This window comes from Microbacterium oleivorans (genome assembly GCF_023715745.1).
GTDB lineage: Bacteria > Actinomycetota > Actinomycetes > Actinomycetales > Microbacteriaceae > Microbacterium > Microbacterium oleivorans_D.
This window is the reverse complement of record NZ_JAMBOV010000002.1, coordinates 582,450-607,069: the sequence shown is the minus strand read 5'-3', so window position 1 is coordinate 607,069 and position 24,620 is coordinate 582,450. Positions and strand designations below refer to the sequence as shown.

Genomic DNA, 24,620 nt, shown 5'->3' with positions numbered 1-24,620 from the left:
TCGTCCAGCCTAGTCTCGCGCGGGCGCGCGTTCGCGCGTGGATAGAGTGACCGCATGGGCATCTCCACGGCGCTGCTGACCGATCGCTACGAGCTCACCATGCTGGACGCCGCGCTCCGCGACGGCACCGCCAGCCGGCGCTGTGTGTTCGAGCTGTTCGGTCGTCGACTGCCCGGCGGGCGCCGATTCGGAGTGGTCGCGGGAACGGGGCGACTGCTCTCCGAGCTCGCCGACTTCCGCTTCGACGAGGCGGAGCTGGCCTTCCTCCGGGACAACCGCATCGTCAGCGCCGAGACCGTCCGCTACCTCGAGGACTACCGCTTCCGCGGGACGATCAGCGGGTACCGCGAGGGCGAGCTCTACTTCCCGGGCTCGCCCATCCTCACGGTGGAGGGCTCGTTCGCCGAGGCGGTCATCCTCGAGACCCTCGCCCTGAGCATCCTCAACCACGATTCGGCCGTCGCCACCGCGGCAGCCCGCATGAGCATCGCCGCGGGTGACCGTCCTCTGGCCGAGATGGGCTCGCGACGCGCCGCCGAGCGGTCCGCCGTCGCCGCTGCCCGCGCCGCCTACATCGCGGGTTTCTCCGCGACGAGCAACCTCGAGGCGGGGCGTACGTGGGGAATCCCGACGATGGGCACCGCCGCCCACGCGTGGACCCTGCTTCACGACACGGAAGAGGACGCCTTCCGCAGCCAGATCGCGGCTCTCGGGACCGACACGACCCTCCTCGTGGACACGTACGACATCCGCCAGGGCGTCGAGACCGCGATCCGTGTCGCGGGTCCCGGCCTCGGCGGCGTGCGCCTGGATTCCGGTGACCTTCCCACCGTCGCCGCGTCCGTGCGCGAACAGCTCGACGAGCTCGGCGCGACGAGCACTCGCATCACCGTGACGAGTGACCTCGACGAATTCGCGATCGCCGCGCTGGCGGCATCCCCCGTCGATGCCTACGGCGTCGGGACGTCGGTCGTCACAGGCTCGGGCACGCCGACGGCGGGGATGGTCTACAAGCTCGTCGCCCGCCAGGGACAGGACGGCGGATGGGTCTCCGTCGCGAAGGCGTCCACCTCGAAGGCGTCGGTCGGCGGCCGCAAGGCGGCGTTCCGCACGCGCGTCGACGGCGTCGCGACCGGCGAGCTCGTGGCGATCGCCGCCGGCTTCGACGACCTCGACACGCCCGCTGCGCACCCCGACGCCCGACCTCTGCAGGTCCTTCTCGTCGAGGGAGGGTCAGCGGATGCCGCCGCCCTGGGCCCGTCGGGCGTGACCGCCGCGCGGGAGCACCACCTCCGCGTCCGGGAGGAGCTCCCGGTGACCGCCCTCGCTCTCAGCCGGGCCGACCCGGCTCTGCCGACGGTCTACGAGGTCAGCGAGGCGTAGATCTCCTTGCACGTGGGGCACACCGGGAACTTCTCCGGGTCCCGCCCCGGAGTCCACTTCTTGCCGCACAGCGCGCGGACCGGCTTCCCGGTGATCGCCGACTCGAGGATCTTGTCCTTCTTCACATAGTGCGAGAACCGCTCATGGTCACCCGGCTCGATGGACTCCTCGCGGATCAGCTCCTCGAGTTCGCGGTCGAGTGTGGCGAGGCCGCCCTGATCCGGGCTGTCGATCGGCGTGCTCATTCCCCCGAGTGTACTGCGGGTCGGGCGGGCACGGCGGGGCGTCAGAGGGTTTCTGCGAACTCCATGATCCGGCTCGTGCGACGCTCGAAGACCACCCCGCCGATCACGATTCCCGCTGCCAGGACAACGGTTCCGACGACGATTCCGCTCCAGAAGGATGTCCAGGCAGCCTGTTCGTCTCCGCCCAGGGCGAGCCACGCCGTCCAGAGAGCAGGCATCGACAGGACGATGGCGCCGAACAGGACCGCGGCTTGCGCGGCGGAACCCCCCGTGCGCTGGGGTTGCTCGAACGGCCCCTCCCCCGGACGGGACACCGCGTAGGGCGCCGCAACCGATGCGATCGAGCTCAGCCCCAGCCCCGTGGCGAACAGCGACACACAGACACCGACGAGAGCGGGGAGGACCGCCCATCGTCCATGCACCCAGACCGCAGCCGTCACCGCGAGTGCCAGCAACGGCACTCCCATGAGCAGCACCGGCACGAGCCGGCCGGCACGGTCGGCCACACCTCGGACGCCGGCCGAGATGTGCAGCCAGACGCCCGTCGAGTCGTAGGCGACGTCGTTGTGTACCAGCCAGCCGAGGAAGAGCGCGAGGATCGGCGGCGGGATGAGCGCCACCGTCTGCAGCGGTACTCCGACGACGAGCAACGGGAGCACGATCAGAACGGAGGCGATCGGGACGATCACCACGTTCGCGAGATGCCGCGGGTCGCTCGACCAGTAGACGATGCTGCGTGCGGCGACCGCGCCGCCCGGAGTTCCCGGCATGACCGCGAACCACCCGAGGCCGCGACGTTCGCGCATCGACACCTCTCGCTCCGTGGCGCTCATCATGACGCCGACGAGCAGCCGCCACGTCGCGGCGAGAGCGACGATCGTCGCGAGCGCGACGAGGATCGAAACGATCAGGGCGCCGCCGGAGCGAAGCGGGATCGCTGCAGCCGCCCCGAACGGCGTGACGGCGAGCACCTGAGCCGCCTCAGCGAGCTGCGAGGGCAGCCCGCCGGACCACTCGAGCGAGAACGCGAACACGGCCACCGGGATCACGACGATGGCCGCCGCCGTCACCATCAGCCCCGTGAGCTGCGGCGACCGGCGATCGCGGAGCGCGACAGCGGAGACCGCCATCGCGCACCGAGCCGCAAGCGCCGTCGTGGCGACCAGCAGGAGCGCGGCGAGGACCGCGAGAGCCGCCGGCGCTCCGTGACCGGTCCACGCGACGATCATCGCGACGGCCACGGCGATCACGACGAGCCCGGGAAGTCCGAGAGGGGATGCCGCCATCACCGACCACGCGACCGTGCGCGAATCCGCTCCCGTCACGACGAATCGGCGCGGATCCAGGGGGTCATCGGCACCGGTGAAGAGCGGGACGAGGAGGAAGCCGCCCACCAAGAGCGAGCCGCCCACGACGATGAGCGTCGCCGCATCGGCATCCGGGACACGATCGAGTCGGACGAGCGCGACACACACCGCCGCCACCGCGACCGCGAGGACGCCGAAGGCCGCAAGACGGCGGACGAGCACGATCGGACGCGCATTGAGCGACCCCGCGAGCAGCGCCAACCTCAGTCGGAGTACGTGTGCAACCACTCCAGGCCTTCCACGTCGCTGAGACCGCCGGAGAGTTGGACGAAGCGCTCCGCAAGGGTGTGATCGCCGCGCACGTCGTCCACTGAACCCTGAGCGAGCACCTGCCCGGCCACGATGACCGCGACGCCGTCGCAGACGCGCTCGACGAGCTCCATCCCGTGACTCGACAGGATCACGGTGCCGCCTCGCGAGACATAAGCCGTCAGGATGTCGAGGATGACCTCGCTCGAGACCGGGTCGACGGCTTCGAAGGGCTCGTCCAGCACGAGGAGTCGAGGCGCGTGGATCATCGCGCCGGCGAGCATGATCTTCTTCGTCATGCCGGCGGAGTAGTCGGACACGGGCCGGACGAGTGCGGCCGTCAGATCGAAGGCGCGGGCGAGGTCCTCGGTGCGCTCGGCGACGACGGCCGGGCGGAGACCGCGCAGGACGCCGTAATAGTGGAGAAGCTGCCGACCGGTCAGGCGATCGAACGTCCGCAGGCGATCCGGCAGGACACCCATGAGCGCCTTCGCGGCCCGGGGATCGCGCTGCAGGTCGACCCCGCCGACCACGATCGACCCCGCGTCCGGTCGCAGCAGACCGGCGATCATCGACAGAGTCGTCGTCTTGCCCGCACCGTTCGGTCCCACCAAGCCGTAGAAGGTGCCCGCAGGAATCTCCAGGTCCACCGCGTCGACCGCTCGAGTCCGACCGAACGACTTCGACACCTGCGTCAGAAGCAACGCCGGCGCGGGAGCGTCGTCCGAATCCGCGACCTCGTCGACGGCGAGGACCGCTGTCGCCGGCTCCTCAGCCGGCGAGAGATCTGCATCAGGCTCAGGCTCAGGCTCAGGCTCAGGCTCCGGCTCCGGCTCCGGCTCCGGCTCCGGCTCCGGCTCCGGCTCCGGCTCCGGCTCCGGCTCCGGCTCAGGCTCAGGCTCAGGCTCAGGCTCAGGCTCAGGCTCAGGCTCAGGCTCAGGCTCAGGCTCAGGCTCAGGCTCAGGGGCCGGGGCGGGTTCCGGGGGCGCGACGTCGAGGTCCGACCCGGGCGCCACAGCGGCGTCTCTGTCGTCGAGGGCCGGATCGCCCCTTGGGTCTTCGACGTCGGGGACCGCGGCATCCGAGGTGATGACCGGATCGGACGACGGCTCGCGAGAAGAAGGTTCGACGACCGGGAGGCCTTCTTCGAGGCGGGCCGCCGCAACCGCCGCGGGCACGTCGGGTTTGGGGGGAAGCGGCGTCGTCTCGTCGGTCGAAACGGGAGGCGGCGACGGAACCGCAGTGGCGGCGCCGGACACGGGAGCCTTCTTGCGGGGCGGTCGTGTCTTGGGAGGCGTCACCCCTTAAACCTAGCAAGGCCGGACTGGCCGACCCTCAGGCGTTATCCCCGACGTCGCACTATCACGAATGCACAACGGCAGGCCAGGATACGGGCCCTTTTCAGGTGACACCGATAGCATTTCAGACGGCACGAAGATGTGTCTTTCCGATGTACGGACAGTGACCACATCGTCAGGAGCACCACGTGACCAAGATCGTCATCCTCGCAGCCGGTATGGGCTCGCGGCTCGGCCGGAGTCTGCCCAAGCCGCTGACCGCGCTGAGCGACGGTCGCAGCATCATGGGTCAGCAGCACGACAACATCCACGCTGCCTTCGGCCCGAAGGCGCACATCACGACGGTCGTCGGCTATCGCGCGGAGACGATCGTCGAAGCGTTCCCCGACGTCGATTACGTGTACAACGACCGGTACGACCAGACCAACACCTCGAAGAGCCTTCTGCGCGCGCTCAAAGCCACCGGCAAGTCGGGTGTCCTCTGGATGAACGGTGACGTCGTCTTCGATCCGCGTGTTCTCGGACGCGCACTCGCCTTGATCGAGGCCGAGCAGTCCTTCGTCACCGTCAACACCTCCAAGGTGAGCGACGAAGAGGTCAAGTACACGGTCGACCAGAACGGCGACATCGCCGAGCTCTCCAAGACCGTGGTCGGCGGCCTCGGCGAGGCTGTCGGCATCAACTTCATCTCCCGCGCTGACAAGCCCGCGCTGATCGCTCAGCTGACGCAGGTCGACAACCAGGACTACTTCGAGCGCGGCCTCGAGCTGGCGATCGCCGACAACGGTCTGAAGCTGCGCCCGCTCGACATCTCCGACCTCTACGCTGTCGAAGTCGACTTCGCAGAGGACCTCGACCGGGCGAACCTCTACGTCTGAGACAGGGAACGACGCGTCCGACCGCGTCGTCAGATCCGCCATGAGCGATGTGCCGCGCATACACTCACTCCCCGATGACGCGCCGTGGGTGGGCGGTCTTCCTCCCGAAGGCTCCCCGGAGCATCCGTGGATGATCCGCGTGCTGGACCGGGTGCTTGCCGTCCAGCGGCCGGCCGTCCTCGCCCACTTGCGCGCGATCCGCACTCGACACCCGCAGGCAGGGCCGGCGGAGATCGCGCGCATCCTCGAGCGTCGCTATCTCGCCGCCGTCACGACGGGGGGAGCCGCTGTCGGCGCCACGGCCGTTGTCCCGGGCATCGGCACCGGGGTGACACTCGCGCTCAGCGGGGCTGAGACCGTTGGCTTCCTCGAGGCGACGGCCCTCTTCGCTCAATCACTCGCCGAGGTTCACGGCATCCGCGTCAATGACCCCGACCGGGCGCGTGCACTCGTCCTGACGATGATGGTCGGGCGCGAGGGCGTCGACTTGGTGAGCCAGTTCGCCCGCCAGGTCAGCGGCACAGGCCCCACCCGCGACGCGTATTGGGGGCAGATGATCACGACCTCTCTGCCACGTGCGGCAGTCGGACCGCTGATCGACCGTCTCAAAGGAGCGTTCCTCCGACGGTTCGCCGCCCAAGGCAGCGCGTCGCTCCTCGGACGGGCCCTGCCCTTCGGAATCGGAGCTGTCATCGGCGGCGGAGGCAATCACCTCCTGGGACGCCGAGTCATCGTCGGCTCCCGGCGCGCCTTCGGGCCGGCGCCGGTCAGCTTCCCCGCCGAGCTGGCGACGGTCGAGCCGCGCCGGTCATTGCGCGTCCGCCGGAAGGCGCGCGGCGCCGAACCCGACCTCGACCGGTAGCGTGGCCGCGTGCTCGCGCTCCTCATCACGCTCCTCATCATCAACGCGCTGTTCAACCTGCTCGTCTGGCCGACCTTCTTCCGTCGTGTCGCGCGCGACGCCCGGGCCCGCGACTCGCAGGGTCGCCCCACCAGGTTCCTGATCGTGCACGCGGTCCTCATCGGTGTCGCCCTCCTTCTCGCGGTGGCCTCCTCGATCGCCGCGATCCTCGCCGCGGCCGGCGTCGGCGCCTGAGCCGGGCGGGTCTGCACACCGGGCCCGCGGCGCGCAAGTGGTGTGGACGGCCGGCGAACAGTGACTAGCGTTGACGAGTGGTCACGACTCCCCCGCAGCAGCCGTCCGGCCGGATCCAGAGCCTGGACGGGCTCCGCGGGGTCGCTGCGCTCGTCGTCCTCCTGCACCACTGGCTGCTGATCGCCGAACCGCTCCTCGAAGGAACGGTCAGCTGGGCGGTCATCTCCCAGTCCCCGGTGAAGCTGTTGACCGCGGGGAACGAGGCGGTGCTGGTCTTCTTCGTTCTCTCCGGACTGGTGGTCGTCCTCCCGGTCTTCCGTCAGAACTTCTCCTGGATGGGGTTCCTCTCGGCCCGCGTCGTCCGTCTCTACGGCCCGGTCATCGCGTCCCTCGCACTCAGCGCGATCCTCATCCTGCTGGTGCCGCGCGACCGCTCGAGCATGCCGGAGGGGTCCTGGATGGCGGAGACCCACGCAGACAGCGTCTCGGTCGGGTCGTTCCTCTCTCAGGCGTCGCTCGTGCCGCGACAGTATCCCCTGAACAACCCCCTGTGGTCGTTGCACTGGGAGTTGCTCTACTCGATCGTGCTGCCGCTGGCCACCGCGCTCGCGCTCCTGGTGCGTCGACACGCCCTCACGGCTGTCATCGTCTGCTGCGCGCTGAGCGTCGTCGGGCGCCTCTTCGAACAGAGCGAGCTGCTCTACTTCCCCGTCTTCGTCATCGGCACCATCATGGCGGCGCGTATGCCCGACCTGCTCGCCTGGGTCGAGCGCCCGAGGCCGCGGTGGTTCATGCCCCTGTTCACCGTCGTGAGCGTCCTCATGCTGATCGGCAGTTGGCTCGCCCGGCCGATCTTCCCCAGCGGGACCGACCTCAACCATCTCCTCTGGGCCTTCGCCGCGCCGGGCGCGGCCGGCATCGTCCTCGTCGCCCTCGCGTGGGGGCCGGCCATCCGACTGTTCGAGACGCGCCCGATCCAGTGGCTCGGCAAGATCTCCTTCAGCCTCTACCTCGTCCACGTCCCCGTGCTCGCCACACTCGCATTCGCCTTCGGTTCCGAGGCCTGGGCCCTCGTCGGCGCGCTCGGTGTACCCCTCAGCCTGCTCGTCGCCTGGGGGTTCTACGAGGCGGTCGAAGCTAGAATGCACAAGGCGGCGCGACGCGTTCACCGAGCAGTTGCGGCGCGAGCGCGTCGCCGGGCCGGAGAAGTCGCGCCCTGACCTGCCGTCGACGAGAGCACAGCACCCCTCATGCGTTCGCCCCTTCCGCCCGCCGTCACCCGCGCCGTCCGATCGCTGCTCACCCGCGCGAAGCGCGTGCCGACCTCCGAACTGATCGCCTGGGCACGGTCGCGACCCATCCAGTCCCGGACCGTCCTGTACGAATCGTTCGCAGGCAACGGCGCGCTCTGCAATCCGGAGGCGATCTTCCGGGCCCTCCTCGCTGACCCGGAGTTCGCCGATCTCACGCACATCTGGGCGATCGGTGACGCGGACGCCGCAGCCGCGCTCCGTGCGGAGTTCGACGGGGACCGGCGCGTCGTGATCGTCCGTCGCGGCAGCGGCGCCTATTGGCGCGCGGTGTCGACCGCCGGCTACCTCATCAACAACGCGACCTTCCCTCCCGCGTTCAGCAAGCGGGTCGGACAGGTGTACCTGAACACGTGGCACGGCACGCCGCTGAAGCTGATGGGCTTCGACATGCCGGGGGGCGCGCGGGAATCCGCCAACACCCTCCGCAACCTGTTGAACGCCGACTATCTCCTCGCCGCCAACCCGTTCATGGCCGAGACGATGTACGAGGACGCCTATCAGCTGCGCAACGTGTACCGCGGCGCCATCATCGAGGAAGGCTATCCGCGCATCGATCGACAGCGGATGTCCGACGTCGATCGTCGGCAGCGCATCGCCGACCTCGGCGCGGCTCTCGGGGTCGACCTGACCGGCAAGCGCATCGTGCTGTTCGCACCCACCTGGCGCGGGAGTTCCTTCCAGGCTCCGGACGCCGATCTCGCGCACCTGGCCGATCAGGCCGCTGGACTGCAGCGCGCCCTGGGCGATGACTCGATCGTGCTCCTGAAGACGCACCAGGTGGTGCACCGCGCGGCGAGCGGCATCCCCGCGCTCCGTCGCCTTCTGGTACCGAACACGACTCCGACGAACGTCCTCCTCGGCCTCGCGGATGCACTGGTCACCGACTACTCGTCGATCTTCTTCGACTTCCTCGCGACGGATCGCCCGATCGGCTTCCTCGTCCCCGACGGCGACGCCTACGGCGCCGAGCGGGGGACCTACATGCCGCTCGACCAGCTCCCCGGTCCCGTGCACACCGCCGCCGAGGCGCTCGGACGCGAACTCGCACCGCTGATGGCAACGGGAGCCGATGCGCACCCGCGGTACGCGGAGTGGGCCCGTCGCTTCGTACCCTACGAGGACGGCTCGGCCACCTTCCGGGTCGTCGACATCGTGTTCCGCGGGCGCACAGCCGACCGCCGCGTCCGCCCCGTGCGACGCGATGAGCGCCCTCGCCTGCTCTTCTACCTCGGAGGGATGCGCCTGAACGGGATCACGACCGCTGCCGTGAACCTCCTCAATTCCCTCGACCCCGAGCGGTACGACGTCACGGCGCTGATGGCGTTCCCCCGCGGAGCGACGACGAAGCACAACCAGTCCCGCCTGGACCCCGGCATCCGGCAGGTCTTCCGCCTCGGCGGGATGAACGGATCGAAGGCTCGACAGATCATGCGTCGCGTCGCCGACGTCAGCACCGACCCGCTCCGTGCGCACCGGCGGCTCGGGCACCGAACGCTGTGGCGGGACGAATGGACGCGCATCTTCGGGTCCGCCAAGTTCGACTGGGTGGCCGACTTCAGCGGATACAGCCCCTTCTGGGCGCACCTGATGCTGCACTCACCGCGCGCGGTGCGGGCGATCTGGCTGCACAACGAGATGGCGGCCGACCGCGATCGCACCGTGAACGGCAAGCAGCCTTTCCGCCGTTCGCTCGGTCGCGTCTTCGCGATGTACCGCGCCTACGACCAGCTCGTCTCGGTCTCGCCCGCCCTCACCGACCTCAACCGGGCCGAGTTGGCGGAGTACGCCCCGAGCGACCGCTTCGTCACCCTCCGGAACCTGCCCGACCTCGTCTCCACGCCGGCGCTCGACGAACGTGATGAGGAGGGCGAGGAGCCGGAGGAGGATGCCGCGCTGGGCGAGACGCTGGACGCCGCGCTCGCTGTGCCCGGCATCCGCCGATTCATCACCGTCGGGCGGCTCTCGACCGAGAAGAACCATGCCCGACTGATCCGGGCCTTCGCGATGCTGTCCGCCACTGACCCCGACACGCAGCTGCTCATCGTCGGTGGCGGCCCCCTCCGGACGGAGCTGGAGCAGCAGGTGCGTGACGCCGGCCTCACCGGTCGCGTGATCCTGACAGGACCGCTGCGCGATCCGGCATCCGTCATGCGGCGCTGCGACTGCTTCGTCCTCTCGAGCGACTACGAGGGCCAGCCGATGGTGCTGATCGAGGCCGCTCAACTCGGGCTGCCGATCGTGTCGACCGCCTTCGGCTCGGCTCGCGGCGCCCTCCCCGGGGACGACATGCACATCGTCGACCGCGACGACTCGGCCCTCGCCGCGGGCATGGCGGACTTCCTCGCGGGTCGGGTCGCCCCGGCATCCCTCGATGTCGGGACCTACACCTCCGAGGTCCTCGCGCAGTTCGACACCCTGGTCCCCCGCGCGCCTGCGTCCCACGGCTCTGCCGCGCGATCCTCGGGCACTCCGTGACAGTCGACGCGCCCGTTCCCGTGCCCGGATCGGGTGTCACGTTCGTGATGCCCGTGCTCAACGAACAGGAGTACCTCGAGCGCGCCGTGCAGACCGTCCTGCAGCAGGATGTGGACGGACCTGCGGAGCTGATCCTCGCGTTGGGACCGTCGACGGACGGCACCACGGAGCTCGCCCGGCGACTTGCGGACGAGGACGACCGCATCCGACTCGTCGAAAACCCGCGTGCGGACATCCCGGTCGCCCTCAACCTTGCGATCCGCGCTGCCCACCACCCCACGATCGTGCGTGTCGACGCCCACTCCGAGCTCGCGCCGGGGTACACCCGTCGTGCGCTCGCCACCCTGGAACGCGCCCGCGCCGCGAATGTCGGGGGGGTGATGCGTGCCGACGGACGCACGCCGTTCCAGCGCGCCGTCGCGATCGCCTACAACTCGCCCATCGGTCTCGGCGGGGGGGCGTACCACGTCGGCGCACCGGAAGGTCCCGCCGAATCGGCGTACCTCGGGGTCATGCGGCGCGAGGTGCTCCAGCAGGTCGGGCTGTTCGACGAGACCATCCGCCGTGGTGAGGACTGGGAGCTGAACCTCCGCATCCGGCGCGCGGGGTACCGCGTCTGGTTCGATCCGGAGCTCGCCGTCACCTATTGGCCGCGGGAGAGCTGGGTGCGACTGGCTCGGCAGTTCCTCGCGACCGGAACGTGGCGCGGCGAGCTCGTGCGCCGCTTCGGGCGGTCGAACTCGCTGCGGTTCTTCGCTCCGCCGGCGCTGGTCCTCGCCGTCGTCGCGAGCGTTGTGGTGGGTGTGCTGCAGGGTGCGGGCATCGTGGGAGGCGCACTCTCGGCGGTCCTGTCCGTGTTCCACCTTCCGCTCGCCCTCTACGTCCTCGGCATCGTCGCCGTCAGCCTCATCGCGGGTCGAGCACTGCGGGAGCGGTGCTGGCTCCTGGTCGTCCTGCCCACGATGCACCTCGCGTGGGGCGCCGGGTTCCTCGTCGGTCTGGTGCGGGGGGCGAAGGACACGATCGACACGTCACGTCTGGATCGCAACACTCCGCTCCCCTGACCGGTGCGGTCTCAGTCCCGCGCGATCATCCCCTGATCGAGCAGACGTGCGACGACACGCTCGGCGGCGTGCCCGTCGTCGCGGGCATTGAAGCGGGCTGACCACGACTCGTACCGGTCGGCGAACCGCTCCGGCACGGCGGGGTCTGCGAGCGCCGCCGTCAGATCCTCCTGCGTCATGGCGACGGGCCCCGGCGCACGCTCGGCCAGGTCGAAGTAGAACCCTCGCAGCCGACCGCGGTAGTGCTCGAGATCCGGGACGAAGAAGTAAACCGGCTTCCCGGTGGCCGTGAAGTCGAACATGACCGAGGAGTAGTCGGTGATGAGCGCGTCCGCCGCGAGCAGGAGCGCCGAGATGTCGGGGTACCCGGTCACGTCGATGACGCGATGGCCGCTCGCGTCCGAGCCCGGTAGGAGCGTCCGGGAGTGTCCGCGGACGAGGACGGTGGCCTCGGCATCCCGCGCCAACGCCTGCAGGTCGAGGAAGTCGACCATCTGATCCCTATCGTCCCGCCACGTCGGGGCGTACAGGATCACCCTCTCCTGTTCGGCGACACCCAGTCCACGACGGATCGCGGCTCGATCGCCGGTGAGGAGGACGTCGTTACGCGGGTACCCCTCCACCCAGACGGGACGGCGACGGAAGGCGTAGGCCGTACTCAGGATGCGGGCGGCATAGGGGTTCTGCGCGAGCAGCACGTCCCACCGCCGGCTCTCCCGGAGGACGGCGAGAACCCGACGGGGGTCGAACCCCGGCCGGTCCAGTGCGAGCCGCTTGAGCGGTGTGCCGTGCCACGTCTGCAGGACGTGCTGGCCCGGTCGCCGGACGAAACGACGACGCAGCCAGTCATTGACGACGAGCAGCCTCGCCGCGCCGCGCGCACGCCACCATTCCGGTGACCCCTCCACGACCGCCACCCCACCCGTCGGCACCTCTACGGATCGGTCGACGACGCTCCAGTAGCGGGTGACGGTCGGGGCCACCCGAGCGATCTCCTCGTCGATCGCGCGAGGGTTGCAGCTCGCGTTGCGTCCGTAGAAGCTCTCGAAGAAGACCGCGTTCTCGAGGTCGCCGGTGCCCTCCGCATACGCGCGCTCGAGCGCAGCCTGACCCGCGGCGGTTCCGTCCACGTCCGTCAGCGGCGGCCCCACGATCAGCTCTCCGCCACGGATCTCGACGGCGACGCTCTCCCCTACCGTGCGCCGCAGCGGCGCGAGCTCCGGCGCGGACGACCCCGTGAGGTCGAGTTCCAGGCGGTAGTCGCCGCTCGGAAGGGCGAGCTCCGTTCTTCCCCACCGGGACACCCGCAGCGGCAGCACGGCGCGCCACCCGGCATCCGTACGGCTGACGACCGCGTCGGACGACGCTCGAGGGCCGACCGCGCGCACGCCGGCGGGGACGGCGCCGGTACCGTCGAGGGCCAGTCGGTCGCCGGGGAGGAGGGACACCTCGATCACGGCTGCCTCCTCGTCCGGGTCGTCGTCGCAAGCCCACGCCGGATGGCGCCGTAGACGCGCTCCGCGTTGCATCCGTCGCGGAACGCGTGCACGCGTGCGCTCAGTGCCTCGGCGCGGGCAAGCCGGCGCGCGCGCTCGACGTCATCGGTGAGGACGGTGGCGACTTGCGTCATGACCCCTGCCCAGTCCGTCGCGACGTCATCCCCGGCCACGTCGCGGTATCGCCCGTAGAAGCCGCGCTCCACGGCGTAGCGGTCCTCGTCAGGTGCGAAGAAGACGACCGGCAGCGGAATGAGCGCGCTGTCATACGCCAGCGATGAATAGTCCGTGATGAGCACGTCGAGCGCGGGAAGCGCGGGGGTCACGTCGGCCAGCAGGTCCGACCCCAGAAGACGGATGCGTCGGTTCGACGTCCCGGAGCGGTACTCCCCTGCGCCGAGCGGATGCGGTCGCACCAGCAGCACGGCGTCGAGACGCTCCAGCGCCGCGCCGATCAAGTCCCATTCGGCGGTGGACGGAACCGCCGGGTCCGTCTCCCCGTCGCGCCAGGTCGGGGCGTAGAGCACGATCCTCGCGCCGTCGAGCGGGCCGACGAGCCCCTCGACATCGGCCCGTGCCTCTGCCGTCTCGCGACCGCTCGAGAGCACGTCCACGCGTGGCTCGCCCGTGACGAGGACCTGCTCGTGACCGAGGCCGAAGGCCGATTCCAGTCGGCCCCGGACCAGGTGCGACGCGGCGGGGAGCAGGCGGATGCGCCGCTGCGTGCGCCGGTAGGCGATCTGCAGGAGTCGGCTCAGTCCCGGCACGGGCAACGGAGCGCGCGCCGTGACCGGGGAATCGAGTCCCAGCCGCTTCAGCGGGATGCCGTGCCACAGCTGGACCAGGTAGGACCCGGACGTGGCGTAACGGTTCACGTCACCGGAACCGTGGGTGATGACGACGACGCGGGCGCGCGCCGTGAGCCAGAAGCCACGAAGTCCGCGCTTGGGCGCCGAGGGCATCCCGGCACGTCGCGCAGCGTCGGCATCCTTCTCCGTCCCGGTCAGCCAGACGGCGCGTTCTCCCGCGGCAGTCGCGACCTGCCACAGCGCGAGGGCACCCTCCCCGATCCCGATCGAGGAACCGAACACCCACAGATCGCGCGAGCGCGGGACCACCCGGGTGGCCAGGACGCCCAGGACGTGCAGCGGGAGCCTCATCACCTGGGCGGCATTGCCCGACGCGAAAGAGAACGACCCCACCCCGCGAGCCTATCGCGGGGTGGGGTCGTGCTCCGGATGCTGCTACTCGGTGAGCTCGCCGAGTGTCACGTCGGCGCTCAGCGTCTTGCCGTCTCGGACGTACACGAGACTGGCCTTCGCGCCGGCGGCCAATGCACGCACCTGCGCCGTGAGGTCGGTCGCGTCCCGCACCGGGACGCCGTCGAACTCGGTGACCACGTCGCCGGACTTCAGTCCAGCCTGGGCCGCGGCGCCTCCCGAGGTGACGTCACTGATGAGGGCGCCGGCGATGTCACTGTCCTGCGCGTCGGCGGCGTTCCCGACCATCGCGCCGAGCAGGCCGTGTGTGGCGGAGCCGTCCGCGATGATCTCGTCCGTGACGCGCTTGACGATGTTCGACGGGATAGAGAATCCCACACCGATCGATCCCGCCTCGCTCGAGGAGGAGGATCCGCCGCCGGCCGTCGCGATCGCCACGTTGATGCCGATGAGGTCACCCTTGTCATCGACGAGTGCGCCGCCGGAGTTGCCCGGGTTGATGGCGGCGTCCGTCTGGATGACCGCGATGGAGATCGTGCCCGACGACCCCGAGCCGCCCTGCTGACCCTGGCCGAAGTCGAACTGGAAGGGGGACTCTCCGTTCTGCCCCTGGTCCTGCTGCTGCTCGCCCGAGTCCGGCACGGCGGAGGAGGCGATCTGGATGGAGCGGTTCAGCGCGCTGACGATACCCGTGGTCACGGTGTTCGCCAGGCCGAGGGGGGCGCCCACGGCGACCGTCGTGTCGCCCACGTTGAGTTTGCCAGAATCGGCGAAGGTGATGGGCGTGAGCCCGCTCGCGCCCGTCAGCTTTATCACCGCGAGGTCGTAGATCGGGTCGGTCCCGACGACCTTCGCGTCGTAGACCTTCCCGTCGGAGGTGGTCACGCGCAATGCGACGTCGGAGCTCGCGCCGTCCAGCGTCACCACGTGGGTGTTGGTCACGATGTAGCCGTCGGAGGTGAGGACCACCCCGGAGCCGGTGCCGCCGCCGTTCGAGGACGTCGCACTGATCGTGACGACGCTCGGGAGGGTCTTGGCTGCGATGCCGGTGGTCTGGTTGACCGTGTCGGGGTCGTTGACGGTGACCGTCGTCGATCCCTGCGACACCACGGAGCCGCCGTCGGCGGCGAACATGTCGTTGCCGATGGCCGCGCCGCCGAGCCCGGAGACCGCGCCGACGATGGCGGCGGCGACGAGGACGGCCACGATCTTGCCGGAGCCGACCTTCGCCTCAGTGGTGCGGGAGGCGTGCGTGTCGGTCGGCTGCGCACCGAAGCCGGCGCCCGCGGCGTGGTGGCCGGACGTCTGGGGGTGCTGCGACGTCTGCGGCGCGTGGGCGAACCACCCGTTCCCCGGGTGAGGGGCGCCGGTCTCCGGCTGGCCGGCCGTGCCGGGAGCGGGGTGACCGGTGGCACCCGAGTCGGGCAGCGGCGGACGCGGCGGCACAGAGGCGCCGGACGTGTTCGGGTCGGGGGTGTTCGAATCGCTCATGGGACTGCTCCTTCTTCGAGGCGACTTCAGAGTGCTCCCGGAGTCTGTGGACCAGCTATGCCGACCCTCCGATCAGCCTATGGGAGTGGATGACGCCCGGGGTCGTACCGGGTGTCGTCGGCGCGAGCGGACGGTACGCTGGGCCGGTGCTGCACATCCCCGGTGCCTGGCAACGCGCAGCCCGCGGCGCCGGCCTCCTCGCCCCCGACGGAATGCTGGCCCCGACGATCTTCGCCGAGATCACCGCCGCGGCTGTCCGCCATGACGCCGTCAACCTCGGTCAGGGCTTCCCGGACGAGGACGGACCCGCCGAGGTCCTGGATGCGGCGATCCGTGCCATCCGCACAGGGATGAATCAGTACCCGCCCGGCCGCGGCATGCCGGTCCTCCGCGAGGCCGTCGCGGATCACCAGCGCCGGTTCTACGGAATCGACCTCGATCCTGAGCGGGAGATACTGATCACCGCCGGCGCCACGGAGGCGCTGACCGCGACCCTTCTCGCCCTTCTCGACGGCCCCGACGACGAGGTCGTCGTCTTCGAGCCGTACTACGACTCGTACGCCGCAGCGATCGCTCTCGCCGGCGCGCGACTCGTCCCCGTTCCGCTCCGGTGGCCGGCCCTGGAGCCCGACCTCGCGGATCTCCAGGCGGCGGTGAGCGACCGGACGCGGGTGATCCTCGTGAACGACCCGCACAACCCGACGGGCACGGTCTTCTCCGCCGAGGTGCGCGGCGAGATCCTGCGCCTCGCCGAGCTTCACGACGCCCTGATCGTCACCGATGAGGTGTACGAGCACCTGATCATGGAGGGGACGCACACCCCGATCGCCACTCTGCCCGGCGCCGCCGAGCGCACCCTGACGATCTCGTCCGGCGGCAAGACGTTCCGGACGACCGGCTGGAAAGTGGGCTGGGTCAGCGGTCCGGCCGACCTGATCGACGCCGTCCTGGCGGTGAAGCAGTATCTGACATACGTGAACGGCGCTCCGTTCCAGCCCGCCATCGCGGTGGGGCTCGGACTGCCCGACGTCTATTTCGAGGACCTCGCCGCGACGCAACGCGAACGGCGCGATCTCCTCGGCAGCGGCCTGATCGCCGCCGGCTTCGACGTCTCCACTCCGGCGGGGTCGTACTTCACGGTCGCCGACGTTCGGCCTGCGCTCGAGTCCGGCGAAGATGCGGCGGACTTCTGCCGTGCCCTCCCCGAGCGGGCCGGCGTCGCCGCGATCCCGCTCACGGCTTTCGTGTCCGACGACCACCGCGCGGAATACGCGAGTCTCGTCCGTTTCGCGGCATGCAAACGGACGGACGTCATCGCCGAGGCCGCGCGTCGCCTGGCGGCTTCCGCAGGCTGACCGCGCACCATCCGAAGGCCGTCAGGCGCGGGGGGCGACCGTGTACCGCCGCAGCTTGAGTGCGGGGTTCACCCGTCGCACCCGGTCGACGACTCCGGCGTCGATGTAGGCCACCGCCACGTCGGTCGCGGTTCCGATCGACGCCACCGGGACCCCCAGCGGGTCGATGACGAGGGAGTGACCGACGCCGAGCGGGGGCGGATGATCGGCGCCCGCGACGTAAAGCGTGTTCTCGATGGCACGTGCCTGCAGGAGCGTGCGCCAGTGATCCTCCTTCAGCGGCCCCCGCACCCACTCGGCAGCCACGAGGACGACCTGTGCACCGGTGTCGGCGAGGGTGCGGGCGACCTCGGGGAATCTCAGGTCGTAGCAGGTCATGAGGGCGAAACGGATGCCGCCGACCTCGAACGTCTCGGGCGCCTCGATCGTGCCCGGCTCCACCCAGTCCGACTCGCGCTGGCCGAAGGCGTCGTAGAGGTGCAGCTTGCGGTAGCGCGCGACGACGCCGTCCGCACCGACCGCGACGACCGTGTTGCGGACGCGATCACCGCTCGAGGCGCGCTCGACGAGACCGGCGACGATGTGGAGCTCGTGCTGGCGGGCCAGGCCGGCGAGGGCGCTCACGAACGCACCGTCGAGGCTCTGGGCGTGGGCCGCGAGGGACGCGTCGAACGGGTCCACGAAGTAACTGGAGTACTCGGGGAACAGGACCACCCCGGCCCCGCGGTCGCGCGCACGAGAGACGAGGTCGGCGATGGCGTCGAGATTGGCCGCCTCGTCGGCGGACGGGGCGAACTGGGCGACGGCGAGGCCGAGCGGAGCGACGGTCATGGAGTCCTTTCCGAACGACGGCGCGTGATGAGCGGGACGAGCAGCCACAGCGCCAGGATCACGCCGGCGAGGGCGACACCCGAGATCCAGGATGCCGCACCGCCGACCACGACGTCGAACACGAACGCGACGACCCCGACGAGCAGGGCGGACACCAGCACGAGGGCTCCGATCATGCAGACGTGCCCGAACCGGACGATCACCGGCTTGGCGCCACGGGCGAAGAGGAGCCGATGCACCGAGACCGGTGCCAGCGCCACGACGGCGCTGAGGGCGGAGAGGACGACGAGGACCAGGTAGCCGAGTCGCTGCGCGGATCCCAGATCGGTGAACGACGGCTGGAACGCCAGAGCGAGAAGGAACCCGGTGAGGATCTGCGTGCCGGTCTGCAGCACCCGCAGCTCCTGGAGGACTTCGCTCCAGTTGCGGTCGGCGCGCTCGTCGCGCGTCTCATCGCGACCGTCGGGCCGGGCATCGGCGGTGGCATCGGTGTCAAGGCGGACCATGAACCCATCCTGCCGACGGCGTGGCCGTTCACCGGACCGATTCGCGCACCGCCAGAAGCCGTGCTAGAGTTTTCTCTTGTGCCGCGGGGTGGAGCAGCTCGGTAGCTCGCTGGGCTCATAACCCAGAGGTCGCAGGTTCAAATCCTGTCCCCGCAACAAAAAGAAGAAGGCGTTCCCTCTCCGGAGGGGGCGCCTTCTTCGCTTTCCGGGTCATCCAGGCCCGCGTCACTCGGGCAGCATCGCTCGCTCCATGTCGGCGAGGAAGCGCACGATGGTGCGGAGCTCGTCATCGGAGTACGGTTCGGTCGCCTCCTTCATGCGCCGGAGGCGTTCGCCGAAATGGCGCCGGAAGGTGGCACGCGCTTCGTCGGTCAAGGCGACGACACGTGCACGACGATCGTGCGGGTGCGGCTTGCGCGTGAGGTATCCGTCCGCCGTGAGGCGATCGAGGAGCTTCGTCGTCGATGCCGTCGAGATCGCAAGATGCGTCGCAAGATCGTGCGGCTTGACCACCTCGCCGTGCTGCTCGCGGATGATCAGCATCCGCAGGGCCGCCAGGTCGGTCGTGTTCATGTCCATGTCGCCGCGCATCGAGGCGTACATTCGGTCCAAGGCGTCCGAGAAGGCGCGGACGGCCTCCAGGGCACCGAGCACCACGGCATCGCGTTCATTGCTCGGAATCCATGGTTCCGCCACCATTGGACACCTTTCCGGTCGGTCTGTAGCATGTCGAGTGATTGCTAGATAATCTAGCAAACTTACGGGAGGAATCGTGTCGGACATCGAATACGTCGTTCTGCTGGACGATGACGGACGCGAGATCGGCACGGCTCCGAAGGCTAGCGTCCACGGTACGGACACCGCACTGCACCTGGCATTCTCCTGCCACGTCTACAACACCCGCGGGGAGCTGCTCGTGACGCGCCGCGCACTGGGCAAAGCCGCATGGCCGGGGGTCTGGACGAACTCGTTCTGCGGACACCCCGCCCCCGCCGAGCCCGTGATCGATGCCGTCCACCGCCGCGCCGCGTTCGAAGTGGGACTCACTCTGCGCGACGTCTCCCTCGCGCTCCCCCTCTTCCGCTACCGCGCCACCGACGCCTCCGGCATCGTCGAGCACGAGATCTGCCCCGTGTACGTCGCGTACACCGATGACGAACCGCACCTGAACCCCGACGAGGTCGCCGAGGCTCGCTGGGTGGACCCCGCCGACCTGGACGCCTCGATCACGACGACACCGTGGGCCTTCAGCCCGTGGCTCGTCCTGCAGGCACAGCAGCTCGAGCTGTTCGCTCCGCACGAGCAACGGAGGGCCTCGTGATCGCCCTGCCGTCGTCCACCTGGCGCGAGATCGACGACGCGTTGGACGTCGCCCTCGAGCGACTGCGGGTGCGATCGGCGGCACTGGGCGAGGCCTCCGCCGCGCTCGGTGACGCCACCGCGGCCTCGGCCACGGGGGGCAAGCGCCTCCGGCCCGCGCTCGTCGTCGCCGCGTTCGAGGCATTCGGCGGCGACACCGGTCGCTCCCCCGGCCTCTGGCGGGTCGCCGCCGCCTTCGAGCTGCTGCACGCCGCGTTCGTCGTGCACGACGACCTCATCGACGGCGACGTCGAACGGCGCGGCATCCCGAACGTCGTCGGGCGCTTCCAGGAACGGGCCCGTGCCCGGGGCGGCGACGCCGACGAGTCGCGCCTGCTCGGCTCGGCTGCAGCGGTGCTCGCCGGAGATCTGCTGCTGTTCGAGGCCACGCGACTGATCGCGACGGCGCCCGTGACGGCACCCCAGCGAGCGGCGTTGTTCGTCCTGCTCGATGACGCGATCCTGGTCTCGGCGGCAGGGGAACTGGCGGATGTCGAACAGTCCATCGGCGCGGACCTCCCGCCGACGGACTCATTGCTGCGGACGGCGCGAGACAAGACGGCGTTCTACTCGTTCCAGGCCCCCCTGGCCGCGGGTGCCCTCCTCGCCGGTGCGAGCGACGACGAGCGCGCCGCCCTGGAATCGGCGGGTTCCGCCATCGGCGTCGCCTTCCAGCTGGCCGACGACCTGATCGGAACCTTCGGCACGCGGGCCGAAGCCGGGCGCGAGCCCGGCGCGGACCTGCGCGCATCCAAGCGGACCCCGCTGATCGCGATGGCGGCCGAGACCGAGGCGTGGCCGCAGGTCGCGTCCGCCCTCGCCCTGGCTCCCACCGGCCCGATCGCGATCGAGCAGGCTCAGCGCGAGCTCACCGCGAGCGGTGCGCGCGAGCGGACCGTCGAGATGATCGCGCAGACCCTCCGCTCCGCACGCAACCTCGCCGCGGACGCCGCGCTCCCCCGGGACGCCGTCGTCCTCCTCGCCGCACTCGCCGCCGCCGTGGAGGATCGCATCCCGCGATGACCGACACGCTCTACGACGAGACGGCCGTCGCGGCTGCCGCATCCGTCATCCGTGCCTACTCGACCTCGTTCGGATTGGCGACGAGCCTCCTCGGTCCCCGAGTGCGGCCCCACGTGCGCAACGTCTACGCGCTCGTGCGCGTCGCCGACGAGATCGTCGACGGTGCGGCGTCGGCGGCGGGCGTGCCGGAGGACGAGCAGCGCGAGGTCCTCGATGCCCTCGAGACCGAGACCTACGCGGCGATCGATCGCGGATTCAGCGCCAACCTCGTGGTCCACGCCTTCGCACGGACGGCCCGCGAATGCGGCATCGCCCGGCGGCACATCGAACCGTTCTTCTCGTCCATGCGCACCGATCTCGAGCGCGCCGAGCACGACGACGCCTCGCACGACGACTACGTCTACGGATCCGCCGAGGTCGTCGGCCTGATGTGCCTGCAGGTGTTCGTGAACGCGGGCGCGCCCGCACCGCGCGACCCCGAGCCCGTCCTCGTCATCGGCGCGCGCCGCTTGGGCGCCGCCTTCCAGGACATCAACTTCCTCCGCGACCACGCCGACGACGCCGGACGGCTCGGGCGGGACTACCTCGGCGTGGCCGACGGTGCCGCACGTCGGCGCGAGGTCCTCGCCCGCATCGACCGCGACTTGGATGCCGCGGCCGCGACGATCCCGCTCCTGCCCCCCGACTGCCGGGTCGCGGTGGCCACCGCGCACGGGCTGTTCGCGGAGCTGACCGAACGGCTCCGCAAGACGGAGGACCTGAGCGTCCGCGTCCGCGTGCCCACGCCGGTCAAGGCCGCCATCGCGGCTCGCGCCGCGGTCGCACACCGTCGCACGTCTTCCCGTCACACGACACGACAGAACCGGAGACCTTCCGAATGAGCCGGCGCATCGCGATCATCGGCGGCGGCATCACGGGCCTCGCCACCGCCGCCCTCCTGGCCGACCGAGGCGATGACGTGACCGTCTTCGAAGCCCTGGACGACGTGGGCGGACGCGCCGGCAGCTGGGAGAAGGACGGTTTCCGCTTCGACACGGGCCCGAGCTGGTACCTCATGCCCGAGGTGTTCGACCACTTCTTCGCGCTTCTCGGGACGAGCGCCCACGAGCAACTGGATCTCGTCCGACTGGAGCCGGCCTACCGCGTCTACCACGAGGGCGAGCCCGCCCCCTTCGATGTCGTGTCCGGGCGGGAGGCCGCCGTCTCCGCCTTCGAGGGCCGCGAACCCGGCGCCGGCGCAAAGCTCGCGACCTACCTCGACTCGGCCGCGGAGATTTACGACCTCGCGGTCTCCCGATTCCTGTACGACCCCTACGTGTCGCTCAAGGGCCTCGTCCACCCCGACGTTCTCCGCAAGCTCGGCACCCTCATCCCGCTGCTGCTGCGTCCGCTCTCCGCGCACGTCGAGAGCCGGTTCGCCGACCCGGTCCTGCAGCAGGTGCTCGGCTATCCGGCGGTGTTCCTCGGCGGCTCGCCCTACGACGCTCCGAGCCTGTACCACCTCATGAGCCACCTCGACCTCGACGACGGCGTCCTCTACCCGCGCGGCGGGTTGGTGCAGGTCATCCGTGCGATCGCGCGTCTGGCCGAGGGCCGCGGCGCGGAGATCCGCACCGGCAGCCGGGTCGAGCGCATCCTCACCGAACGCGGGCGGGCCACCGGCATCCGCCTGTACGACGGCACCGTCGTCACGGCCGACCATGTCATCTCGACCGCGGACATGCACCACACCGAGACCGCGCTGCTCGAGCCGGAGTCGCGGTCGCGCACCGAGGCGTGGTGGGACAAGCGCACGCCGTCGTTCGGCGCGCTCCTCATCCTGCTCGGCGTCGAGGGTGACCTCCCCGAGCTCGAGCACCACACGCTGCTGTTCACGAAGGACTGGAAGGCCAACTTCGACGCGATCTTCGGCGAGGGCGCGTCGGCCGGCATCCCGGACCCGGCGTCGCTGTATGTCTGCAAGCCGAGCGCGACGGACGGCGACGTGGCTCCGGCCGGCCACGAGAACCTGTTCGTGCTCGTTCCGATGCCCCCGGCGCCGGAGATGGGACGCGGAGGGGTCGACGGGGCCGGGGACGCCCGCATCGAGGCGGCCGCCGATGCCGTGATCGCCCAGATCGCCGACTGGACGGGGGTCGCCGACCTCGCCGATCGGATCCGTGTCCGGCGGACGATCACCCCCGGCGACTTCGCCGCGGACTTCGGTTCGTTCCGCGGGGGCGCGCTCGGGCTCGCGCACACGCTCCGTCAGTCGGCGATGTTCCGCCCCGGCCTGCGGTCGAAGGTCGACGGCCTGCTGTACGCCGGCCAGACCGTCCTCCCCGGAGTCGGCTTGCCGATGTGCCTCATCTCGGCGGAGCTCGTCGTGAAGCTGCTCGACGGGGACGCGTCCACGGGTCAGCTCGCCGAACCGGCACGCGCGGAGAGCTGAACGCGGTGACGGGACTGTATCTCGTCGCCCTGGTCGTCTCGGCACTCGGAGTGCTGACCGTCGACCTGCGGCACCGACTCGCTCTCGGGGCCGCGCCCGGCAGGACGCTTCTCCTCGTCGCCTGCGGGACCGTCTTCCTGCTGATCTGGGACTTCGCGGGGATCGCGACCGGTGTCTTCGTGCGGGGCGACAGTCCGCTCCTGCTCGGCGTGGACCTCGCCCCGCACCTGCCGCTCGAGGAGCCCGTCTTCCTCGCGTTCCTCTGCCACCTGACCCTCGTGGTGCACGCGCTCGCCACACGGATCGCAGCGCGCCGGCGAGACCGGCGGGAGGCGGCGTGACCTATCCGCTGCTCATCGTCCCGTTCGCGGCCGTCACTGTCATCGTGACCCTCGTCTCGCTCCGACGCCCGGGCGCCCGTGAGCGTTTCGTCGCCTCGCTGTGGACCGCGCTGGTGCTCATCGCCTTCACCGCGGTCTTCGACAATCTGATGATCGCCGCCGATCTGTTCACCTACCCGGAGGAGCACATCAGCGGCATCCGCGTCGGCCTCGCGCCGATCGAGGACTTCTCGTATCCGCTCTGCGCCGCATTCCTGCTGCCGGCGATCGGCGCGCTCCTGCCTTCGCGGACGGAGACCGCATGAGTCCGCTCATGTTCGCCCGTCAGCTGTTCGTCTCGTCGCGCCCGGTGAGCTGGATCAACACCGCCTACCCGTTCGCTGCGGCCTACCTGCTCAGCGCGCGTGAGGTCGACCTCGTGCTCGTGATCGGCACGCTCTTCTTCCTCATCCCCTACAACGTCGCGATGTACGGGATCAACGACGTCTTCGACTACGAATCCGACCTGCGCAATCCCCGGAAGGGCGGTGCGCACGGCGCCATCCTCGACAAGGGGCTGCACTCGGCCGTCCTCTGGACGTCGGGGCTCCTGTGCGCCCCCTTCGCCGTGTTCCTCATCGTCGCAGGTCCCCCGGCATCCTGGCTCGTCCTCGCCCTGAGCCTGCTCGCCGTCGTGTTCTACAGCGCGCCGCCGTTGCGACTCAAGGAGCGTCCCTTCGCGGACTCCGTCACCAGCAGCATCCACTTCTTCTCACCCGCCGTGTACGCCCTCGTCCTCACAGGCGCGACCTGGACGCCGCAGCTCGTCATCGTGATCGTCGCCTTCGCCCTGTGGGGCTTGGCATCCCATGCGTTCGGCGCGGTCCAGGATGTCGTCGCCGACCGCGAGGCGGCGATCTCCTCCATCGCAACGGCGCGCGGCGGCGCCTGGACCGTGCGATTCGCCCTCGTCGCGTACGGCGCCGCCGGGATGCTCATGCTCGCGACCTCGTGGCCGGGCCCTCTCGCCGCAATGGTGGTGATCCCCTACCTCGTGACGGTGTGGCCGTACCGTTCCATCCGGGACGAGGATGCCGCGGCAGCCACCCGAGGCTGGGACCGCTTCCTGTGGCTGAATCAGATCGCGGGGTTCCTCGTGACGCTGCTCCTGATCTGGTGGTGGCTGCTCAGTCGCTGAGCAGCCACCACTCGGATCGGTG

24 protein-coding genes and 1 tRNA gene are annotated in these 24,620 nt (G+C 70.1%); 16 read left to right on the top strand and 9 right to left on the bottom strand.

Annotation, left to right across the window (positions count from 1 at the left end; genetic code table 11):
* The first annotated feature begins 54 nt into the window (after window positions 1-54).
* Complete coding sequence (locus M3190_RS07665) at window positions 55-1,383, top strand: nicotinate phosphoribosyltransferase (RefSeq protein ID WP_251580362.1); 1,329 nt, start codon at window positions 55-57, stop codon at window positions 1,381-1,383.
* On the opposite strand, the gene M3190_RS07660 is transcribed toward M3190_RS07665, so the two are convergent.
* Genes M3190_RS07660 through M3190_RS15525 form a run of 3 tightly spaced genes read right to left on the bottom strand, consistent with a single transcriptional unit; the run spans window position 1,362 to window position 4,545 of the window.
* Window positions 1,362-1,628, bottom strand: coding sequence for a DUF3039 domain-containing protein (locus M3190_RS07660; protein ID WP_064001855.1), 267 nt, complete (start codon window positions 1,626-1,628; stop codon window positions 1,362-1,364). The two genes, M3190_RS07665 and M3190_RS07660, sit on opposite strands and share 22 nt — an antisense overlap.
* A 41-nt stretch (window positions 1,629-1,669) precedes the next feature.
* A complete protein-coding gene (locus M3190_RS07655; protein WP_251580361.1) occupies window positions 1,670-3,223 on the bottom strand; it encodes a hypothetical protein in 1,554 nt (517 codons plus the stop codon).
* Window positions 3,199-4,545: an ABC transporter ATP-binding protein gene (locus M3190_RS15525; protein ID WP_251580360.1), complete on the bottom strand. Its 1,347-nt coding sequence runs from the start codon at window positions 4,543-4,545 to the stop codon at window positions 3,199-3,201. The genes M3190_RS07655 and M3190_RS15525 overlap by 25 nt, the downstream gene beginning before the upstream one ends.
* 185 nt (window positions 4,546-4,730) lie before the next feature.
* Here M3190_RS15525 and M3190_RS07645 point away from each other — a divergent pair, with 185 nt between their 5' ends.
* The 6 genes from M3190_RS07645 to M3190_RS07620 all read left to right on the top strand — a co-directional run bounded on the left by M3190_RS07645 (window position 4,731) and on the right by M3190_RS07620 (window position 11,368).
* A complete protein-coding gene (locus tag M3190_RS07645) occupies window positions 4,731-5,420 on the top strand; it encodes a phosphocholine cytidylyltransferase family protein (RefSeq protein WP_308222245.1) in 690 nt (229 codons plus the stop codon).
* A 40-nt stretch (window positions 5,421-5,460) separates the two neighbouring features.
* Window positions 5,461-6,282 carry a hypothetical protein gene (locus tag M3190_RS07640; RefSeq protein ID WP_251580359.1) on the top strand — a complete coding sequence of 274 codons (822 nt, stop codon included), beginning with the start codon at window positions 5,461-5,463 and terminating at the stop codon, window positions 6,280-6,282.
* 9 nt (window positions 6,283-6,291) lie between these two features.
* Complete coding sequence (locus M3190_RS07635; protein WP_251580358.1) at window positions 6,292-6,516, top strand: SCO4848 family membrane protein; 225 nt, start codon at window positions 6,292-6,294, stop codon at window positions 6,514-6,516.
* 77 nt (window positions 6,517-6,593) lie between these two features.
* Complete coding sequence (locus M3190_RS07630) at window positions 6,594-7,736, top strand: acyltransferase family protein (RefSeq protein WP_251580357.1); 1,143 nt, start codon at window positions 6,594-6,596, stop codon at window positions 7,734-7,736.
* A gap of 30 nt (window positions 7,737-7,766) precedes the next feature.
* Complete coding sequence (locus tag M3190_RS07625; RefSeq protein WP_251580356.1) at window positions 7,767-10,304, top strand: glycosyltransferase; 2,538 nt, start codon at window positions 7,767-7,769, stop codon at window positions 10,302-10,304.
* Entirely contained in the window at window positions 10,301-11,368 is a 1,068-nt protein-coding gene (locus tag M3190_RS07620; protein WP_251580355.1) for a glycosyltransferase family 2 protein, read from the top strand. The genes M3190_RS07625 and M3190_RS07620 overlap by 4 nt, the downstream gene beginning before the upstream one ends.
* 11 nt (window positions 11,369-11,379) lie before the next feature.
* Here M3190_RS07620 and M3190_RS07615 read toward each other — a convergent pair whose 3' ends face one another.
* From M3190_RS07615 to M3190_RS07605, 3 genes are read right to left on the bottom strand one after another with little or no spacing between them, the layout of a single operon-like run.
* The gene (locus M3190_RS07615; protein ID WP_251580354.1) at window positions 11,380-12,825 is read right to left on the bottom strand and encodes a CDP-glycerol glycerophosphotransferase family protein; all 1,446 of its coding nucleotides are present in this window, start codon (window positions 12,823-12,825) and stop codon (window positions 11,380-11,382) included.
* The gene (locus tag M3190_RS07610) at window positions 12,822-14,066 is read right to left on the bottom strand and encodes a CDP-glycerol glycerophosphotransferase family protein (protein ID WP_251580353.1); all 1,245 of its coding nucleotides are present in this window, start codon (window positions 14,064-14,066) and stop codon (window positions 12,822-12,824) included. Before M3190_RS07610 ends, M3190_RS07615 begins: the two co-directional genes overlap by 4 nt.
* Window positions 14,067-14,108: 42 nt before the next feature.
* On the bottom strand, window positions 14,109-15,575 hold the full coding sequence (locus M3190_RS07605) for a S1C family serine protease (RefSeq protein ID WP_251580352.1): 1,467 nt from the start codon (window positions 15,573-15,575) through the stop codon (window positions 14,109-14,111).
* 146 nt (window positions 15,576-15,721) lie between these two features.
* On the opposite strand from M3190_RS07605, the gene M3190_RS07600 reads away from it, so the two are divergent.
* Entirely contained in the window at window positions 15,722-16,930 is a 1,209-nt protein-coding gene (locus M3190_RS07600; RefSeq protein WP_251580351.1) for an aminotransferase class I/II-fold pyridoxal phosphate-dependent enzyme, read from the top strand.
* 21 nt (window positions 16,931-16,951) lie between these two features.
* Here M3190_RS07600 and M3190_RS07595 read toward each other — a convergent pair whose 3' ends face one another.
* Both M3190_RS07595 and M3190_RS07590 read right to left on the bottom strand, forming a co-directional pair.
* Window positions 16,952-17,761: a carbon-nitrogen hydrolase family protein gene (locus tag M3190_RS07595; RefSeq protein WP_251580350.1), complete on the bottom strand. Its 810-nt coding sequence runs from the start codon at window positions 17,759-17,761 to the stop codon at window positions 16,952-16,954.
* Window positions 17,758-18,267, bottom strand: a complete 510-nt coding sequence (locus M3190_RS07590; protein ID WP_251580349.1) for a DUF6328 family protein — start codon at window positions 18,265-18,267, stop codon at window positions 17,758-17,760. Before M3190_RS07590 ends, M3190_RS07595 begins: the two co-directional genes overlap by 4 nt.
* Window positions 18,268-18,349: 82 nt before the next feature.
* On the opposite strand from M3190_RS07590, the gene M3190_RS07585 reads away from it, so the two are divergent.
* A tRNA-Met gene (locus M3190_RS07585) sits at window positions 18,350-18,423 on the top strand.
* 69 nt (window positions 18,424-18,492) lie between these two features.
* Here M3190_RS07585 and M3190_RS07580 read toward each other — a convergent pair.
* A complete protein-coding gene (locus tag M3190_RS07580) occupies window positions 18,493-18,966 on the bottom strand; it encodes a MarR family winged helix-turn-helix transcriptional regulator (protein ID WP_251580348.1) in 474 nt (157 codons plus the stop codon).
* A gap of 73 nt (window positions 18,967-19,039) precedes the next feature.
* On the opposite strand from M3190_RS07580, the gene idi reads away from it, so the two are divergent.
* Genes idi through M3190_RS07545 form a run of 7 tightly spaced genes read left to right on the top strand, consistent with a single transcriptional unit; the run spans window position 19,040 to window position 24,598 of the window.
* Window positions 19,040-19,588, top strand: coding sequence for an isopentenyl-diphosphate Delta-isomerase (idi, locus tag M3190_RS07575; RefSeq protein ID WP_251580347.1), 549 nt, complete (start codon window positions 19,040-19,042; stop codon window positions 19,586-19,588).
* Window positions 19,585-20,649 (top strand): polyprenyl synthetase family protein, encoded by a 1,065-nt coding sequence (locus tag M3190_RS07570; RefSeq protein WP_251580346.1) that lies wholly within the window; start codon window positions 19,585-19,587, stop codon window positions 20,647-20,649. Before idi ends, M3190_RS07570 begins: the two co-directional genes overlap by 4 nt.
* Complete coding sequence (locus M3190_RS07565; RefSeq protein WP_251580345.1) at window positions 20,646-21,530, top strand: phytoene/squalene synthase family protein; 885 nt, start codon at window positions 20,646-20,648, stop codon at window positions 21,528-21,530. The genes M3190_RS07570 and M3190_RS07565 overlap by 4 nt, the downstream gene beginning before the upstream one ends.
* Window positions 21,527-23,080: a phytoene desaturase family protein gene (gene crtI, locus M3190_RS07560; protein ID WP_251580344.1), complete on the top strand. Its 1,554-nt coding sequence runs from the start codon at window positions 21,527-21,529 to the stop codon at window positions 23,078-23,080. The genes M3190_RS07565 and crtI overlap by 4 nt, the downstream gene beginning before the upstream one ends.
* Window positions 23,081-23,085: 5 nt before the next feature.
* Window positions 23,086-23,421 carry a lycopene cyclase domain-containing protein gene (locus M3190_RS07555; protein ID WP_251580343.1) on the top strand — a complete coding sequence of 112 codons (336 nt, stop codon included), beginning with the start codon at window positions 23,086-23,088 and terminating at the stop codon, window positions 23,419-23,421.
* Complete coding sequence (locus M3190_RS07550; protein ID WP_251580342.1) at window positions 23,418-23,726, top strand: lycopene cyclase domain-containing protein; 309 nt, start codon at window positions 23,418-23,420, stop codon at window positions 23,724-23,726. Before M3190_RS07555 ends, M3190_RS07550 begins: the two co-directional genes overlap by 4 nt.
* Entirely contained in the window at window positions 23,723-24,598 is an 876-nt protein-coding gene (locus tag M3190_RS07545; protein WP_251580341.1) for a prenyltransferase, read from the top strand. Before M3190_RS07550 ends, M3190_RS07545 begins: the two co-directional genes overlap by 4 nt.
* The last annotated feature ends 22 nt before the right edge of the window (window positions 24,599-24,620 follow it).